General features: G+C 45.5%; 15 protein-coding genes. 4 read left to right on the plus strand and 11 right to left on the minus strand.

What is annotated here, in order from left to right:
- Positions 1-69: 69 nt before the first annotated feature.
- Both tal and tkt read left to right on the plus strand, forming a co-directional pair.
- Positions 70-1,020 carry a transaldolase gene (gene tal, locus KIV41_RS13100; protein ID WP_005425862.1) on the plus strand — a complete coding sequence of 317 codons (951 nt, stop codon included), beginning with the start codon at positions 70-72 and terminating at the stop codon, positions 1,018-1,020.
- A 125-nt stretch (positions 1,021-1,145) separates the two neighbouring features.
- A complete protein-coding gene (gene tkt, locus KIV41_RS13105; RefSeq protein ID WP_252042549.1) occupies positions 1,146-3,137 on the plus strand; it encodes a transketolase in 1,992 nt (663 codons plus the stop codon).
- A gap of 121 nt (positions 3,138-3,258) precedes the next feature.
- Here tkt and KIV41_RS13110 read toward each other — a convergent pair whose 3' ends face one another.
- From KIV41_RS13110 to aroG, 3 genes are all read right to left on the minus strand, one after another.
- Positions 3,259-4,821, minus strand: a complete 1,563-nt coding sequence (locus KIV41_RS13110) for a methyl-accepting chemotaxis protein (protein WP_045394512.1) — start codon at positions 4,819-4,821, stop codon at positions 3,259-3,261.
- A gap of 195 nt (positions 4,822-5,016) precedes the next feature.
- On the minus strand, positions 5,017-6,195 hold the full coding sequence (locus tag KIV41_RS13115; RefSeq protein WP_285336644.1) for an MFS transporter: 1,179 nt from the start codon (positions 6,193-6,195) through the stop codon (positions 5,017-5,019).
- A gap of 187 nt (positions 6,196-6,382) precedes the next feature.
- A complete protein-coding gene (gene aroG, locus KIV41_RS13120; RefSeq protein WP_038882937.1) occupies positions 6,383-7,435 on the minus strand; it encodes a 3-deoxy-7-phosphoheptulonate synthase AroG in 1,053 nt (350 codons plus the stop codon).
- 453 nt (positions 7,436-7,888) lie between these two features.
- On the opposite strand from aroG, the gene KIV41_RS13125 reads away from it, so the two are divergent.
- Entirely contained in the window at positions 7,889-8,887 is a 999-nt protein-coding gene (locus KIV41_RS13125) for an OmpA family protein (RefSeq protein ID WP_285336645.1), read from the plus strand.
- Positions 8,888-9,235: 348 nt separating this feature from the next.
- On the opposite strand, the gene cyoE is transcribed toward KIV41_RS13125, so the two are convergent.
- Genes cyoE through KIV41_RS13145 form a run of 4 tightly spaced genes read right to left on the minus strand, consistent with a single transcriptional unit; the run spans position 9,236 to position 12,475 of the window.
- A complete protein-coding gene (gene cyoE / locus KIV41_RS13130; RefSeq protein WP_045394523.1) occupies positions 9,236-10,150 on the minus strand; it encodes a heme o synthase in 915 nt (304 codons plus the stop codon).
- Entirely contained in the window at positions 10,143-11,162 is a 1,020-nt protein-coding gene (locus KIV41_RS13135; protein WP_285336646.1) for a heme A synthase, read from the minus strand. The genes cyoE and KIV41_RS13135 overlap by 8 nt, the downstream gene beginning before the upstream one ends.
- 12 nt (positions 11,163-11,174) lie before the next feature.
- Positions 11,175-11,711: a cytochrome oxidase biogenesis cluster protein gene (locus KIV41_RS13140; protein ID WP_143693572.1), complete on the minus strand. Its 537-nt coding sequence runs from the start codon at positions 11,709-11,711 to the stop codon at positions 11,175-11,177.
- Positions 11,708-12,475 carry an SURF1 family protein gene (locus KIV41_RS13145; protein WP_045394532.1) on the minus strand — a complete coding sequence of 256 codons (768 nt, stop codon included), beginning with the start codon at positions 12,473-12,475 and terminating at the stop codon, positions 11,708-11,710. The genes KIV41_RS13140 and KIV41_RS13145 overlap by 4 nt, the downstream gene beginning before the upstream one ends.
- Here KIV41_RS13145 and KIV41_RS13150 point away from each other — a divergent pair.
- The gene (locus KIV41_RS13150) at positions 12,474-12,710 is read left to right on the plus strand and encodes a DUF2909 family protein (protein WP_005425979.1); all 237 of its coding nucleotides are present in this window, start codon (positions 12,474-12,476) and stop codon (positions 12,708-12,710) included. The two genes, KIV41_RS13145 and KIV41_RS13150, sit on opposite strands and share 2 nt — an antisense overlap.
- 2 nt (positions 12,711-12,712) lie before the next feature.
- Here KIV41_RS13150 and KIV41_RS13155 read toward each other — a convergent pair whose 3' ends face one another.
- Genes KIV41_RS13155 through coxB form a run of 4 tightly spaced genes read right to left on the minus strand, consistent with a single transcriptional unit; the run spans position 12,713 to position 17,020 of the window.
- The gene (locus KIV41_RS13155; RefSeq protein ID WP_285336647.1) at positions 12,713-13,597 is read right to left on the minus strand and encodes a cytochrome c oxidase subunit 3; all 885 of its coding nucleotides are present in this window, start codon (positions 13,595-13,597) and stop codon (positions 12,713-12,715) included.
- 11 nt (positions 13,598-13,608) lie between these two features.
- Positions 13,609-14,199 (minus strand): cytochrome c oxidase assembly protein, encoded by a 591-nt coding sequence (locus KIV41_RS13160; RefSeq protein WP_005535543.1) that lies wholly within the window; start codon positions 14,197-14,199, stop codon positions 13,609-13,611.
- A 20-nt stretch (positions 14,200-14,219) separates the two neighbouring features.
- Positions 14,220-15,860: a cytochrome c oxidase subunit I gene (ctaD, locus tag KIV41_RS13165; RefSeq protein ID WP_005425998.1), complete on the minus strand. Its 1,641-nt coding sequence runs from the start codon at positions 15,858-15,860 to the stop codon at positions 14,220-14,222.
- Positions 15,857-17,020, minus strand: coding sequence for a cytochrome c oxidase subunit II (coxB, locus tag KIV41_RS13170; RefSeq protein WP_045394535.1), 1,164 nt, complete (start codon positions 17,018-17,020; stop codon positions 15,857-15,859). Before coxB ends, ctaD begins: the two co-directional genes overlap by 4 nt.
- Positions 17,021-17,067 lie beyond the last annotated feature (47 nt).

Here is a 17,067-nt window from a genome sequence, read left to right on the forward strand (position 1 = left end):
ACGCTTGCAAATGCACAAGCTGTGGTATTGAAAACCACACTTAAGCCCATTTATATAGGATGATCGATTATGAGCAACAAGTTAGAGCAACTTCGTAAACTAACAACTGTAGTAGCGGACACTGGTGAAATTGACGCAATCAAAAAGTACCAACCTGAAGATGCAACAACGAACCCATCTCTTATCCTAAAAGCGGCTCAAATCGAAGAGTACGCACCTCTAATCGACGCTTCTATCGAATACGCAAAAGCACAAAGCAACGACAAAGCACAACAAGTACAAGACACTTGTGACATGCTTGCAGTAAACATCGGTAAAGAGATCCTAAAAACTATCCCTGGCCGTATCTCTACAGAAGTAGATGCTCGTCTTTCTTACGACACAGAAGGCAGCGTTGCTAAAGCTCGCCAGCTTGTAAAAATGTACAACGACGCAGGCATCACTAACGACCGCATCCTAATCAAACTGGCTTCTACTTGGGAAGGTATCCGCGCTGCAGAGATCCTAGAGAAAGAAGGCATCAACTGTAACCTAACGCTTCTATTCTCATTCGCTCAGGCTCGTGCATGTGCTGAAGCAGGCGTATTCCTAATCTCGCCATTCGTTGGCCGCATCATGGACTGGTACAAAGCGAAAGAAGGTCGTGACTTTGAAGCTTCAGAAGATCCAGGTGTAATCTCAGTAACAGACATCTACAACTACTACAAAGACTACGGTTACAACACTGTTGTTATGGGCGCAAGCTTCCGTAACATCGGCGAGATCCTAGAACTTGCTGGCTGTGACCGTCTAACTATCGCTCCTGCTCTTCTTGCTGAGCTAGAAGCTGCTGAAGGCGAAGTTGTAGAGAAACTGGTTGATTCTAAAGGTTCTAAAGAGCGTCCAGCTCCAATGTCTCACGCTGAGTTCCTATGGGAGCACAACCTAGACGCAATGGCTGTTGAGAAAGTAGCTGAAGGTATCCGTAACTTCGCGGTAGACCAAGGCAAACTAGAAGACATGATCGCAGCTAAGCTTTAATTGCTTACCAAAAGCGAGTAGCCAGCCTACTCGCTTTTAGCATCAGCGCTTTATTCAGAAAATTCTATTTGAACTTGTTCCGACGAGTTCCCTCTATTTAAATCAAATATCGAGAAGTAACTACTATGGATCGTAAATATCTAGCTAATGCAATCCGTGCACTAAGCATGGACGGTGTTCAACAAGCTAACTCTGGTCACCCAGGTGCACCTATGGGTATGGCTGACATCGCTGAAGTTCTTTGGCGCTCTCACCTAAACCACAACCCATCAAACCCAGAGTGGGCTGATCGCGACCGTTTCGTACTGTCTAACGGCCACGGCTCTATGCTCATCTACTCTCTACTGCACCTTGCAGGCTACGAGCTATCTATCGACGATCTGAAGAACTTCCGTCAGCTTCACTCTAAGACTCCTGGTCACCCAGAGTACGGTTACGCACCTGGTATCGAGACAACAACAGGCCCTCTAGGTCAAGGCATCACTAATGCTGTTGGTATGGCAATGGCTGAGAAAGCACTAGCGGCTCAGTTCAACAAAGAAGGCCACGACATCGTTGACCACTTCACTTACGTGTTCATGGGTGACGGCTGTCTGATGGAAGGCATCTCGCACGAGGCATGTTCTCTTGCTGGTACACTAGGCCTTGGTAAACTGATCGCATTCTGGGATGACAACGGCATCTCTATCGACGGTCACGTTGAAGGTTGGTTCTCTGACGATACACCTAAGCGTTTTGAATCGTACGGCTGGCACGTAATCCCTGCTGTAGATGGTCACGATGCAGAAGCAATCAACGCAGCAATCGAAGCGGCAAAAGCAGATCCACGCCCTACGCTTATCTGTACTAAAACTATCATCGGTTTTGGTTCTCCAAACAAATCTGGTTCACACGACTGTCACGGTGCGCCACTAGGTGCTGAAGAAATTGCAGCAACACGTAAAGAACTAGGTTGGGAGCACGGTCCTTTTGAAATTCCGCAGGAAGTCTACGCAGAATGGTCAGCGAAAGAAGCAGGCGCAGCTAAGGAAGCTGCGTGGGACGAGAAATTTGCAGCTTATGAAGCAGCGCACCCTGAGCTGGCAGCTGAATTCAAACGCCGCGTAAACGGTGACCTACCTGCACAGTGGGAAGAGAAAGCAAACCAAATCATTGCTGACCTTCAAGCAAACCCAGCGAACATCGCATCACGTAAAGCATCTCAAAACGCACTAGAAGCGTTTGGTCAAATGCTTCCAGAATTCATGGGCGGCTCTGCTGACCTAGCGCCTTCTAACCTTACTATGTGGTCTGGTTCTAAATCTCTAGAAGCGAACGACTTCTCTGGTAACTACATCCACTACGGTGTACGTGAATTCGGTATGACTGCAATCATGAACGGTATCGCACTACACGGTGGTTTCGTTCCTTACGGCGCGACATTCCTAATGTTCATGGAATACGCACGTAATGCAATGCGTATGGCTGCTCTGATGAAAGTTCAGAACATCCAAGTTTACACGCACGACTCTATCGGTCTTGGCGAAGATGGTCCAACTCACCAACCAGTTGAGCAAATCGCGTCTCTACGCCTGACTCCAAACATGAGCACATGGCGTCCATGTGACCAAGTTGAGTCTGCGGTAGCTTGGAAACTAGCAATTGAACGTAAAGATGGTCCATCAGCACTTATCTTCTCTCGTCAAAACCTAGCACAACAAGAGCGTACTGCTGAACAAGTTGCAGACATCGCAAAAGGTGGTTACATCCTGAAAGACAGCGATGGTAAGCCTGAGCTAATCCTAATCGCGACTGGTTCAGAAGTTGAGCTAGCTGTGAAAGCGGCAGAACAACTAACCGCTGAAGGTAAGAAAGTACGCGTGGTTTCAATGCCAGCTACTGATACTTTCGACAAGCAAGACGCGGCTTACCGTGAATCTGTGCTGCCTTCAGACGTGACTGCACGTGTTGCTGTAGAAGCAGGTATTGCAGACTTCTGGTACAAGTACGTTGGCTTCGAAGGTCGCATCGTCGGTATGACAACATTCGGTGAATCTGCGCCAGCAGACCAATTGTTCGAAATGTTTGGTTTCACTGTAGAAAATGTAGTGAATACAGCAAAAGAAGTTCTAGCTTAACCGCTTAGTATTATCAGTTTTCTCTATTGCGAAATTGAAAACTGCAAAGCCCCGCTTAGGCGGGGCTTTATTTTATCTATCCATTTTCAACAATGATTCAACGATCTAGTTCTAGTCCGAATCACTTCTCTTCAAACTGATTCGCAAGTCGATAGAAGTCTTGAACTTGCTCTTTCAACTGCTGACTGTTTTGCTCTACAGAGTGCGTCGCCGCTAGATTCTGCTCCGCTGTCGAGGCAATAGAATGAATGTGCTGATTCACGTCACTAGATAACTGCAACTGTTTATTGGCAGAGTCCGCGACATTAACCATCAAGCCACTCATGGTTTGCATCATTTGCTCTACCTCAGATAAACGCAATGCGCTTTGCTCAGCGACATTTGAGCATGTGTCAGTTTGTTCTTTGTTAGCAATAATATCTTTCTGCCAGCCATGAATCGTTGTCAACATGGTGTCGATGGATGCTTTAATTTGCTCAGTCGCGTTTGAAGTACGCCCAGAAAGCGCTCTTACTTCATCAGCAACAACAGCGAAGCCGCGACCTTGTTCACCCGCTCGCGCTGCTTCGATTGCAGCATTAAGCGCTAACAGGTTAGTTTGATCGGCTATCCCCCCAATCTCTTCCATTAATTGACTTACCTTTTGTGCTTGATCGCTCAATTGATATGTCGTTTCGGTCGCTTTCTCAGCCTGTAAGCTAAGTTGGGCTAAGTTGGTATGGGTTTGGTCGATGGTCTCTTTCGCCATCAGGCATGACTGCAACGTATCATCTATCAATAGATGCGCATCGTTCGTGCTGGATGACACCGAGTTTGCAGAAGCTTCCATCGACTCTGTCGCGTCTCGAACTTGCCTTATGTCTTTGTTCTGCTGAGTTAACGCCGCTGATACTTCTGCTGTGGTACTGTTAAGCTCTTCCGCACAACTTTGCAATGGTAGAGCGGAATCGGTCATACGCCCTAGAACGGTACGGATTCGAGCTGAAAGCATCTTGATGTGAAAGTCCGCAATCGAGAATTGATGATTACCGGAATACACTAGGCGACTAACACTATCGTATTGAGCTTGCAGCTTTTTAAACTGCTGAGGTGTATCGATAAGCTCTTGGCGAAATAGTACAGCCAAAACACTAGCAGGAAGCAATGTAGCAAGCCAAGCTAGTGGTCCTTCTAATGACAGAGCAAAGCTCGTTACGGGTGCTGCTAACGCCCCAAGAAGAATCGCATAGCGCAAGGTGTCATTTAACTTCAATGCCCACGCTCGACCAGATTTCTCTGCTTTTAACAGCCCTTGGTACGCTTTAGAAGCAATATCTACCCACTCTCGCTTGGGCTTAACACGAACCGATTGATAGCCCACTACTTGGCGGCCTTCATAAATGGGCGTTACATAAGCATCAACCCAGTAGTAACCACCTGATTTAGTGCTATTTTTTACAATTCCTCGCCACGCTTTTCCTTGTTTTAGGCGCGCCCACATATCACCAAATGCAGCTTTTGGCATATCTCCGTGACGAACGATATTGTGGTTTTGTCCGAGCAATTCATCGTGACTGTATTCAGCAATTCTGCAAAACGCGTCATTACAGTAAGTGATAACACCTTTGAGATCCGTAGTGGAGACCAGTTCGTCAGAATCTCCTACGAGGGTTTCTTGAGCTTTATTGGAAAGAGTGGCTGACATATATAATTTTCTTTGAAATTTCTATTTTTGTGGCGAGATATATACACAAATATCAAACTTATTACAAAATATTAGAGAAAAAGTCTTAACCAAACGACACTTTTTACTCAAAATTGGTTGTTTTTATTACAATCTTTCGCCAAAGATAAGCAGGTGAGCCAAATAACAAAAATATGACTTACTCAACAAGTAGCACTATTCGTTAATCGTCTCTTGTTGGGCTGTGCTTCTTTCCTTCGCTAAGAATATTGCCATCACCAGTAAAACAAAGGGCAATACATATAAGTTCAATTTCTGCCATCCCACAGTGGACTCTAACCAACCAGATAAAAGTGCGGTAATGGTGACGCAACTGAACACGAAAAACTCGTTGAGCGCCTGTGCTTTACTCTTATTCTTTGCTTTATAGCTCTGACTAAACAAGCTGGTTGCTGCAATGAACATAAAATTCCATCCAACCCCAAGTAAGATCAACGCCGCACTGAAATGCCAAATAGAAAGCCCATGCATATTAATCGCAATACAAGCAATAAAAAGTACACCGCCAGCCAATATCATCTTCTTTGCACCAAACTTCTCAATCAAGCTGCCGGTAAAGAAAGCGGGAACAAACATCCCCAATACATGCCATTCAATAACCCCAGCAGCTCTTGTAAAATCAAAGCCACAGCCAATCATTGCTAGCGGTGTTGCCGTCATTAGTATATTCATTACGGCATAAGCAACCATCGCTGCTAAGACCGCAATCATAAAGTTAGGGCGATAGATTATTTCTTTGAGAGTGTCGGGCTTTGCATGGACATTTTGAGCATGCGCCGGCGGAAATCGTATCGTTTGCAGTAATACTAATGCCGTGATGTACAAAACAATGAGTACCGCAAAAGCACTAATATAGAGTCCATCACCTGACCACTTTTGTGAGTAGACTGCAAGGTTTGGTCCTAATACTGCCGCTAATACCCCGCCCGCCATTGAAATAGAAATGGCGCGGTGTCTAGCGGATTCATCACAAACTTCAATCGCTGCAAATCGATAGAGTGTACCGAAGCCAATCCCTACTCCCAATAAAAAAGTAGAAGTACAAAACAAGGTGAAGTTCTCTAACGACAAAGCATACGTTGCCAATGATGCGCCAAGGATGCCAATAACGTTACCCAAACTGAAACCTAAACGGCGGCCAAGTTTGCCCATAATTAAAGAAGCAGGAATAGTCGCAGACATCAATCCTAAAAACTGAAATGCGACAGGGAGCGTGATCATACTTGGAGAAGGCGCGATTTGTTTGCCGATAAGAGCAATGACGGAAATAAGAAGTATGTTCCCAGTCATTAATAAAGCTTGGCAAAGTGAGAGTAGCCAGACGTTTTTATTCATCTCAATCCTTGAGTATATTTTAATCTATTCAGACACCATAACGGATTTGAGATTAAAACACATCGGATATGTGCAACAGATTGGCCTATGTAATCGAGTCATTTCGGCTATCAATGGGATAAAACAATTTCGAGCACTAAAAAAGCCAGCTGAGTGCTGGCTTTTCAAGGATTTGAAACGCTTACGTTTACTTGGCGCGACGTGCTTTCACTGCATCGGATAGCTGACGTAGAACTGTTTCTGTATCTTCCCAGCCGATACATGCATCAGTAATCGATTGACCGTATGTTGCAGTTTTTCCATCAACCAAATCTTGGCGACCTTCAATCAGGTGAGATTCAATCATCACACCGAAGATTGCCTCTTCACCACCAGTAATCTGCTCCGATACGTCATCAGAAACCAGCATTTGACGCTTGAACTGCTTAGAGCTGTTCGCGTGGCTAAAGTCGATCATCACTTTCTTCGGTAGACCTGCAGCGCCTAGCTCATCTTTGATTTGCGCTACATGAGATGCACTGTAGTTCGGCTCTTTACCACCACGCAGAATAATATGACAGTCAGGGTTACCTGCCGTTTCGACAATCGCAGAGTGACCGTACTTAGTAACTGATAAGAAGTGGTGCGATGCGCTTGCTGAGCGGATTGCATCACTCGCGATCTTGATGTTGCCGTCTGTGCCGTTTTTGAAGCCAACTGGGCAAGACAAACCTGACGCTAGCTCACGGTGTACCTGAGATTCAGTCGTACGTGCACCGATAGCACCCCAGCTAATAAGGTCCGCTACGTACTGTGGCGTGATCATATCTAAAAACTCACTTGCTGTAGGAAGCCCCATATCTGTTAGATCAAGTAACAGCTTACGACCAATTCGAAGACCGTCATTCAGCTTGTAAGTGTCGTTTAGATAAGGGTCATTAATGAGTCCTTTCCAACCTACTGTGGTACGCGGTTTTTCAAAGTAAACACGCATTACAACTTCCAGCTGCTCGCCGAGTTCATCACGAAGTATTTTGAGTTTTTTTCCGTATTCCACCGCTGCGTCTGGATCATGAATTGAACACGGGCCAACAATCACCAGAAGACGGTCATCTTTTCCTTCAAGGATATTATGAATCGCATTGCGGCATTCAAATGTTGTTGTGGAAGCTGTTTCAGTTGCCGGAAACTTCTCTAATACTGCTACAGGTGGCAATAACTCTTTTACTCTATTAATTCTTACATCATCAGTTTGAAACATTACTTCTACTTCCTAGTTGCTATCCCTGTCCCACAATTTCTTTCAATTTTGCTCAGGGCATACCTGCTCAGAATGCAAGCAAACACAAAGGCTGTGGGCTCATTTTATCTTATCGATACAGTTAACTTATCGGCTCAGGAGAATAGTTGCAAACACTTTTTTATATAAAATGCAATTCATGGAAGAGCGTTAACCTTAAAACACAGTGTAAATTATTACTTACACCCTCTCATCAGATTGTTCCTACTTTTTAATCAAGTACAAAAAAGCGTCTACAATGTAAGAAATATCAGAAGTTTGTCGCGGTTTATAGGAAAAAAGATGCATCAGGATATAAGATTATGTAGCGCAATGTTAAATGGCGTAAATATTAAACTAATATCCTATGACCAATAATCGCTCTGATTTGTCAGGAAAGTAAGAGTTAATATGCAATCAATACAAGGAAATACTATGAATAAAGTAGCAATTGCAATAGCAGCAGTGGTAGCAAGTGGTGGTGCCCTTATCGGCTCAGTTAACGCTGAACCGTATATTGGCGGCAAGATTGGACTTGGTACCTTAGATGACTCATGTTATGCAAGCAGCCCATGTGACGAAGAATCGTTCGCTGCAGGTTTACACATCGGCTACAGCTTTAATGATTATATTGATGCTGAATTTGGCGCTGATTACCTAGGCAACTTTGATAGTAATTTTAAAGTGCCTGCGGGATACAGCGGAGTGATAGATGACGACCTTTGGGCTCTTACCCTAGCACCTAAGTTTAACTTGCCTCTCAATGACTCTTGGCAACTATTCGCTAAAGTAGGTGCTGCATACATGATGTATGACAATGGTAAAGACTTCGTACCAACTGGCTCATTAGGTGTTGAGTACACATTGAACTATAACTTCAGCTTAAGGGCTGAATATCAACGATATCAAGATATGTCTGACGATATCATCGATGATATGGATGCAAACTTCTTCGGTATAGGATTCAGCTACAAATTCGGAGCAGCTCCTATCGCAGCTCCTATTATCGTAGAGGAAGTGGTAGAAGAAACTGTTGTCGAAGAAGCTGTTATGATGACAAAGATGCACAAAGAAGAGTACGGTACAGGTACGTTTGAATTCGACAGTGCTAAACTAACCGATTCAGTATCTGAACGTCTAGACAACTTCGTAAACTTCTTGAATGAGTACCCTCAAGCTCAAGTTGAAATCACTGGTTACACAGATAGCTCTGGTTCAGCTGTTTACAACCAAGAACTGTCTGAACGTCGTGCTCAATCTGTTGCTGACTACCTAATCGCAGCAGGTATTGACGCAGACCGCTTTACAGTTAAAGGTTTGGGCGAAGAAAACCCTGTTGCCGACAACAGCACACATGAAGGTCGAGAGAAGAACCGTCGTGTTGAAGTACTCGTTCCTGAGTTCCAATATGAAGAACTTGTACAACCAGAATAGGAGTTTGTGCTCTAATTCCTAGTCAAAGGGGTGCTTCAGCATCCCTTTTTGTTTACCTCCTATTTGTATTTACCACTCGAACCTCCCGAACTAGCATATGGCTTAACACAATATAGTTGTTCGCTCTCACACACTCTTGCTTCAAGCTCTTCTTCGTAAACAGCAATGCATAACCTGATACTCCCATAGCCAACCAGAGAACACTTCAAAGGTTACCAATAGCTAGCGAATAAGCTTAGGTAAGCAGTTTCAAAACGGTGTAGATTCCATAAAGTATGGCAATCAATGTGGGATACAAATAAAAACCGCGCCTCTTAAGCACGGTTTAATGCCGTTGACAAAGCGCATTTATTGCGCAAAGAACAAGCTAATATAGTGATCAGCTAACAAGGCTACAAACAGAGCGAGTAAGTGATAAATGGAGAATTTAAAGGTTTCCATTGCGCTGTTTTGCTCTGGGGAAAACTTCAACTTCCAAGCATGATACATAAAACCTGCATTGAGAAGCAGCGAAGAGAAAAGATAAACCGAACCAACCATACCCACCAACACAGGAAGAATACAAACAAGCGTGAGTAGAATCGTGTACAGAAGAATCGAAGTTTTGGTGTATTCAATGCCATGAGTCACGGGGAGCATCGGAATATCCACTTTGCGATAATCTTCAACTCGATGAATCGCGAGCGCCCAGAAATGTGGTGGTGTCCAAATAAAAATAATCATCACCAACAACCAAGCGTGAGCGTGTAACTCTCCCGTCACTGCAGTCCACCCTAAAAGTGGCGGCATAGCACCTGCAATTCCGGCAATTACAATGTTTTGTGGGGTCGCTCGTTTGAGATACATGGTGTAAACCACTGCGTAACCGAGCAAGCTTAAAAACGTCATCCAAGCTGTTAACGGATTAACCAGTGCGTACAAAAGTACAAAACCAACAACACCTAACGTAACAGCAAACAACGCGACTGATAACGGATTCGTGTCACCAGAAGGCAGAGGGCGCTTGTGAGTTCGAGCCATTCGCGCATCAATTCGGCGATCGATGAGGTGATTAAACGCTGCCGCGGAGCCAGCCATTAAGCCAATCCCGATAAGGCCAATCGCCGCTTGTAGCCAAGGAAAACTGGCCACCGGCGCTAAGCTCATTCCGACAATGGCGGTAATCAACATAAGCGCGACGACTTTAGGCTTTGTCAGTTTTAAATAGGTTGAACCAATCTTTTTCTTACCACTTTCCAGAGGTAACGCGATTTCTTTACTCATAGCGAACTCCTTTCGCTTGATGACTCCAACGAGCCTTACCCTGCCATAAATAGAACTGACTAACGCAGATAAGTGTAAGCATGATGGCTGCACCAAGATTGTGCGCCACCGCTACATAGATAGGCAGTTGGAACACAACATTACTAACGCCTAATAGGATTTGGCAAACCAAAGCTAAGCCAATCCAAACACCTAAGCGCTGAGAATGATGTGAATCTTGTTTTAGTAGTAGAATGCAATATGTCAACACAACGAACGCAGTAACAATCGCACCAATGCGGTGACTGACATGGATCGTCATTCGAGCTGGATAATCTAATACACCAAATTCATAGTTATCAACCCCTGTCTGCCAGAACGAAAACGCCTCTTTCCATGATAAATAGCTTGTCCAGTTCCCTTCACATATTGGTAAAGCAGTGCACATTAGAGCGGCATAGTTTGATGAGGTCCAACCGCCAAGCAAAACCTGCATCAGCACCACTCCAAAAGCCAGCAAGGAGAAGGTTCTTACATTTTTAGAGGAGGGAGAAAAGTAAACGCTGTGTCGAGTTTGTAATTGGCAATAGAATATCGCTTGCAGTGCAAGCAGCGTAAAGCCACCCAGTAGATGCAGCATCACAATCACTGGCATCAATTTTAACGTCACTGTCCACATTCCTAATGCCGCTTGCCCAAGGACAAGGATACAAAGCAAGACAGGAATCGTCGGATCGACTCGCTCTGCTCTCACCGCCATGATTGCCATCATCAGAATGACTAAGCCTAAAGTTCCAGCGAAGTAACGATGAATCATCTCTAACCATGCTTTCCCTTGCTCCACTGCGCGCTCTGGAAACAACGCATTTGCCTTCGTGACTTCGGCTTCGGTTTGAGGAACGAATAACTGACCGTAGCAACCCGGCCAATCTGGACACCCCAAACCTGCATCAGCCAGTCGCGTATATGCGCCTAACATGATGACCACAAGAGTAAGACACAGGCTGAACCTAACCAAACCACTTAACGTCATATTGCCCCCTCCCTAGCCTACGCGTGACAACTTCAATAGTTTTCGTAAGTCCGCCAATACGTCCTTACTTAACCGCACCAAATCCTCGTTTGCTTCTGGCGTATAGGACATTACAAGCTGCCCGAGCGGATCGACGATCAACACCTGACCTGCTTTCACTCTCGATGAAAGCGCGTCATTCATTTGCATCACGACAATGCTCTGGTCAACGTCATTCGCCTCTTCCGAAGTCCATATAACAGGCACAACACGCTCCTGATATTTACCTAATGCAATATGGCTTTGCTGCATCAAGTGTATTTGTTGCTGGCATTGTTCTTTACACTCCGATGGCAACACATAGGCTAATAGCCAACCTTTTTCGTCTAGCGGGGATGGCTGACCTAGTTGTTCGAGCGTGACATATGGCTCAACCAATTCACCTCGATTGGTTACCCCCGTTTCGTACCAACCTTGACTCAATACAACCTTGGCAATAATCGCAGGGAGCGCAAATAGACAAATAAGAGACACCAATACAATTCGTCCTTTCGTGACTGCATTTGTCATTTCTCACCTCCTTGTGAGCGTGGTTGTCGAATCCAACGAATAAAAATCAGGATTGTGATAAGCAAAAATACAACTGCCATAGCAAACCACTGAAAAGCATAACCAAAGTGCTTTGCGCTGGTTAACGGTAAGGGATTCCAAGGAAATGAATACGGCCACTGCGCTAAATTGTCGGGTTGAATGACCGTGGGCATTAACTCAACGTTAAGAAGTTGGCTAAGTTGATTGATGTTTAGGTTTTGCACTCTGATCGTATCGCCGATTTCAGCCATTAGGTCTGAGCTTAGCGGATTAGTCGATTTACGATACAAACGCCCGGTGATGCCATATGGCGCTGTCAGATGTTCAACCTTCGGTAACACGGCTCTGGAGCGTTCTCCCTTCACAAACCCAAGTTCAAGCAACGTCAGAGTCGCAGGATCATGAGACATCGACACGATTTGAAACGCAAGGTAACCCACTTCGCTCTGATATGTCTGGTTATCTAATAAAATGATTGGTAGTGGTTCAGGTGTCACATTCGCTTTTACTTTAATCCCTATAACACTCTCTTCTCGCCAATCGTTCATTTCCAATACTTCAAACATGTCCTGATATGAGGTATTTACCCTTGCTAAAATCGCTTGCTCCAAAAGCTGCTTTTCATTGCCACGTTCCAATTGCCAATAGCCCAGTTTGACCAATAGAGAAAACACAGCCACAGTTAAAAAGACAGCAACCCAAACCCATTTCGATAATATCGACGACGAAACCGGAGGTGCCATGTCCACCGTATTTCTGTTCAAATTAACGCTTGTCCTTTTGCTGCTTTTCATCATCTTTAACCTCGCAAAAGCGCTTATCGAAATGGTTCGCGAAGACCCAGAGGATTCATCGAAAAAAGGCAAACCAATGAGCCATTACCTCGGTCGTCGTGTCATGTTTTCTGCGTTAGTCGTGATACTCCTCTTGATTGCTCTAGGGGCTGGGTGGATAGCCCCTAACCCTCGCCCTTACTAGCTTTACAGCACATAAACGAAAACAAACAAGCATAGCCAAACCACATCAACGAAGTGCCAATACCAACTACCCGCTTGGAATGCAAAATGGTCTTTCGGCGAGAAATGGTCTTTGGCGATGCGGAACAACAATACAATGAGAAAAATGGTGCCGAGACAAACGTGCAATCCATGAAAGCCCGTCAGCATAAAGAAGGTGTTTCCGTAAATACCGGATTGCAGCGTTAGTCCAATGTCTTGATAAGCGTGCGCATACTCAACGGCTTGGTAATAAAGGAAGAAGCCCGCCAAGACGATAGTGATTTCCAACCAAACAATCAGTGCGGTTCGTTTGTCTTGTTCTAAGCTGATGTGCGCCATATGTAAGGTAATCGAAGACAATAACAGCAATATAGTGTTGGTTAATGGAATCCCTTTCCATGGCATAGCTTGCGTTGTTTCCCCACCTGGTGTCGTGGTGAGTGGCCATATCGCCTCAAAACTTGGCCACAACACTTCATGGGTCATGAAGTTGTTGTCGGCACCGCCTAACCAAGGTACCGAAATCATTCTTGCGTAAAACAGAGCACCAAAGAACGCGCCAAAGAACATCACTTCTGAAAAGATGAACCAACTCATTCCTTGTCTAAATGAACGCGTGATTTGCGCACTGTATTTTCCGGTAAGGGACTCCGTGATAACGTTACTGAACCACCCTGCTAGCATGTAAAGCAGAAACAGCATACCAACCGCGAGAATAATGCCGCCAAGTGTGCCAACCGCTCCATCACTTTGGGTACCTTGAACCGTCATCCCAGCACCGACCGCAACAAGGAATAACGCAAATGCCCCAACAATAGGCCAGCTGCTCTGTGCAGGAACATAATAGGTCTCAGGCTTGTTACTCATAAGTTCTCTCCTTACAGACGCTCACCCGCCTGTTGCTCACTCCTTGAGAGGCTAACTACCGACGACTCGCCCGATTGAGGAGGAAATTTGTAGAGTGTGTAAGACAAGGTCAATGTATGAATTGAATCCGGCACATCCGGTTCAATGTAGAAAATCAAAGGCATACTCGCTTGTTGCTTACCTTCCAATGGTTGTTGATTGAAGCAAAAACACTCGATTTTATTGAAGTAAGCCGCACCAGTACCCGGCGATACGGATGGTACAGCTTGCCCTACCAAGTCTTCACCACTTTGATTAAATGCAAGATATTCAGTTTGAATCACTTCGCCCGGGTGAACATCCATGGATACAACCTTGGGTTTGAATTCCCAAGGCATATCTGGGCTTACGTGAGCCATAAACTCCACACGAATGGTTCTGGTGATATCCGCTTGCATGCCCGTTGGTTGAATCGCTGCCACATCACTGGTTTTACCGTTAATGCCAAGCGCATCGCACATGATGTCGTAGAGTGGCACAAGAGCAAAACCGAAGCCGAACATCAGCGCAGTCGCTAACAGCAACTTGATAGTGAGTTTCTTATTGGATGAATTACTTTGCATCTCACTCACCTCACGCTTTCTTAATCAACTTTTGGCGGTGTTGTGAACGTATGATGAGGAGCAGGACTTGGCACCGTCCACTCCAAACCTTCTGCACGTTCCCACGGCTTGGCTGTTGCTTTTTCACCACCACGAATACATTTGATCACCAGCCACAGAAAGATAAGTTGAGACAAGCCAAAGGCGAAACCACCTATCGATACGATTTGGTTAATGTCCGCAAACTGGATGGCGTAATCAGGAATACGTCTTGGCATCCCCGCTAAACCCAAGAAGTGCATTGGGAAGAACAAGACGTTGACCGAGATGATGGAACACCAGAAATGCCACAGACTGAGCTTTTGGTCGTACATATTGCCCGTCCACTTCGGTAGCCAGTAATACGCCGCTGCCATAATCGAGAACACCGCACCGGATACCAAGACATAATGGAAGTGAGCGACAACAAAGTACGTGTCGTGGTATTGGAAGTCTGCTGGCACAATGGCCAACATCAAGCCGGAGAAACCACCTATCGTGAATAAGACAATAAAGGCGATAGCAAATAACATCGGCGTCTCAAACGTCATGGCTCCGCGCCACATGGTCGCCACCCAGTTAAACACTTTCACCCCAGTTGGCACCGCAATCAACATGGTGCAGTACATAAAGAAGAGTTCCGCGAATACTGGCATCCCCGTGGTAAACATATGGTGTGCCCAGACTAGGAATGAAAGCAACGCAATACTACAAGTCGCGTAAACCATCGAATGGTAACCAAACAGTTTTTTACCACTGAAAGCCGGAATGATTGCCGAAATAATCCCAAACGAAGGCAAGATCATGATGTATACCTCTGGGTGACCAAAGAACCAGAAGATGTGTTGGAACATCACCGGGTCACCGCCACCAGCGGCATCAAAGAAGCTGGTACCGAAGTATTTATCGGTCAGTACCATGGTCACCGCACCGGCTAGTACGGGCATCACAGCTATCAACAAGAACGCCGTGATTAGCCAAGTCCAGACAAACATAGGTAGCTTGAACCAAGTCATGCCCGGTGCACGCATATTTACAATCGTCACGATGACGTTGATGGCCCCCATGATGGAACTGATACCCATGATATGGACTGAGAATACAAACAACGCCGTGCTGTCAGGACCATAAGTTGTAGAAAGCGGCGCGTAGAAGGTCCAGCCGAAATCAGGGCCACCACCCGGTAAGAACAAAGAGCCGATCAAAATGAGGAACGCAAAAGGTAAGATCCAAAAACTCAAGTTGTTCATTCGTGGCAAAGCCATGTCCGGTGCGCCAATCATCATTGGAATCATCCAGTTGGCTAAGCCAGTAAACGCAGGCATCACGGCACCAAATACCATTACAAGCCCATGCACGGTAGTCATCTGGTTAAAGAACTGAGGATCAACCAATTGCAAACCCGGTTGGAATAGCTCAGCGCGAATGATCATCGCCATTGCTCCGCCTGTAAGGAACATGGCAAAGCTAAACCACAAGTAAAGCGTACCGATGTCTTTATGGCTGGTGGAGTAGAGCCAACGCGTTAGTCCTTTCGGCGCGTGATGATGGTCGTGATCGTCTTCAATCGCAATGGTGGTATTTGCGGTCGTTTGCGCTTCTGCAGGAGCAGACTTCACCGCTTTTTCAATTGGCTTACTCATATTTCCTCCTTGGCACTGTCTTGTACCTTAAAGGCGTTAACATCGGATGCTTGAACGGTATCGCCAGTGTCATTTCCCCAAGCATTTCGTTGATAGGTAATAACAGCAGCAATTTCCTGGTCGCTAAGTTGGTTAGCAAAAGCTTGCATCGCTGTCCCTGCACGACCGTTTACTAGTACATCGATGTGAGCCATAACCGGGCCTTTAGCTATTTCGCTGCCTTTAATCGCCGGGAATGCGCCCGGAATGCCTTCACCATTTGCTTGATGACACACGGCACAACGCGCGGTGTAAATCGACTCGCCTTGCCCCATCAAATCTTCCATCGACAGATCTTGCGTCAACGCTTCTTGTGCGGCCGCTTTTTGTAAAGCAAGCTCTTGCTTCTTGTCTGACATCCACTGGTCAAAGTCGTCTTCTGCCATTGCATGAACAACTACTGGCATAAAACCATGTGCTCGACCACAAAGCTCGGCACACTGACCGCGATAGACGCCCGGCTCATCAATCTTGGTCCACGCTTCATTGATAAACCCCGGGATGGTGTCTTTCTTAACCGCGAAGTCAGGCACCCACCATGAATGAATAACGTCATCTGAGGTCATTAAGAAGCGAACTTTACGATTGATAGGCAGAACGAGCGGATTATCCACTTCAAGTAAGTAGTGCGCCCCTTTTGCTTCAATGCCATCAATTTCTTTTTGACTGGTTGCGAGCAAACTAAAAAATTCGACATCCTCGCCGAAGTAGCTGTAATGCCACTTCCATTGAGAGCCTGTGATCTTAATAGTGAGGTCAGATTGGCTAGTATCTTCCATTGCCACCAGTGTTTTGGTTGCTGGAATCGCCATCGCGATAAGAATAATAACGGGGATGACAGTCCAGATAATCTCCACTTTGGTGCTTTCGTGGAAATTAGCCGCAACTGCCCCTTTTGACTTGCGGTGTCGGAAGATGGAATAGAACATCACACCGAATACAACAAAGGCAATGGCGCAGCATATGTAGAAGATCAGCATATGTAATTCATACACTTGCTCACTGATCCCCGTAACACCCCGCGTCATGTTGTAATCATTTTGCTCTGACCAACCTGACGAAGAAAATGTGATAAAAATCACATTCGTTAATAAGGCTAGAGTAGTTGCTAATCTTTTCAAAAGATCTCTCCTCTGCTCAGCCGCTGCGCTTACGCGAGCTTCCTTGC

Source organism: Vibrio sp. D401a, from assembly GCF_030248515.1.
Classification (GTDB): domain Bacteria; phylum Pseudomonadota; class Gammaproteobacteria; order Enterobacterales; family Vibrionaceae; genus Vibrio; species Vibrio rotiferianus.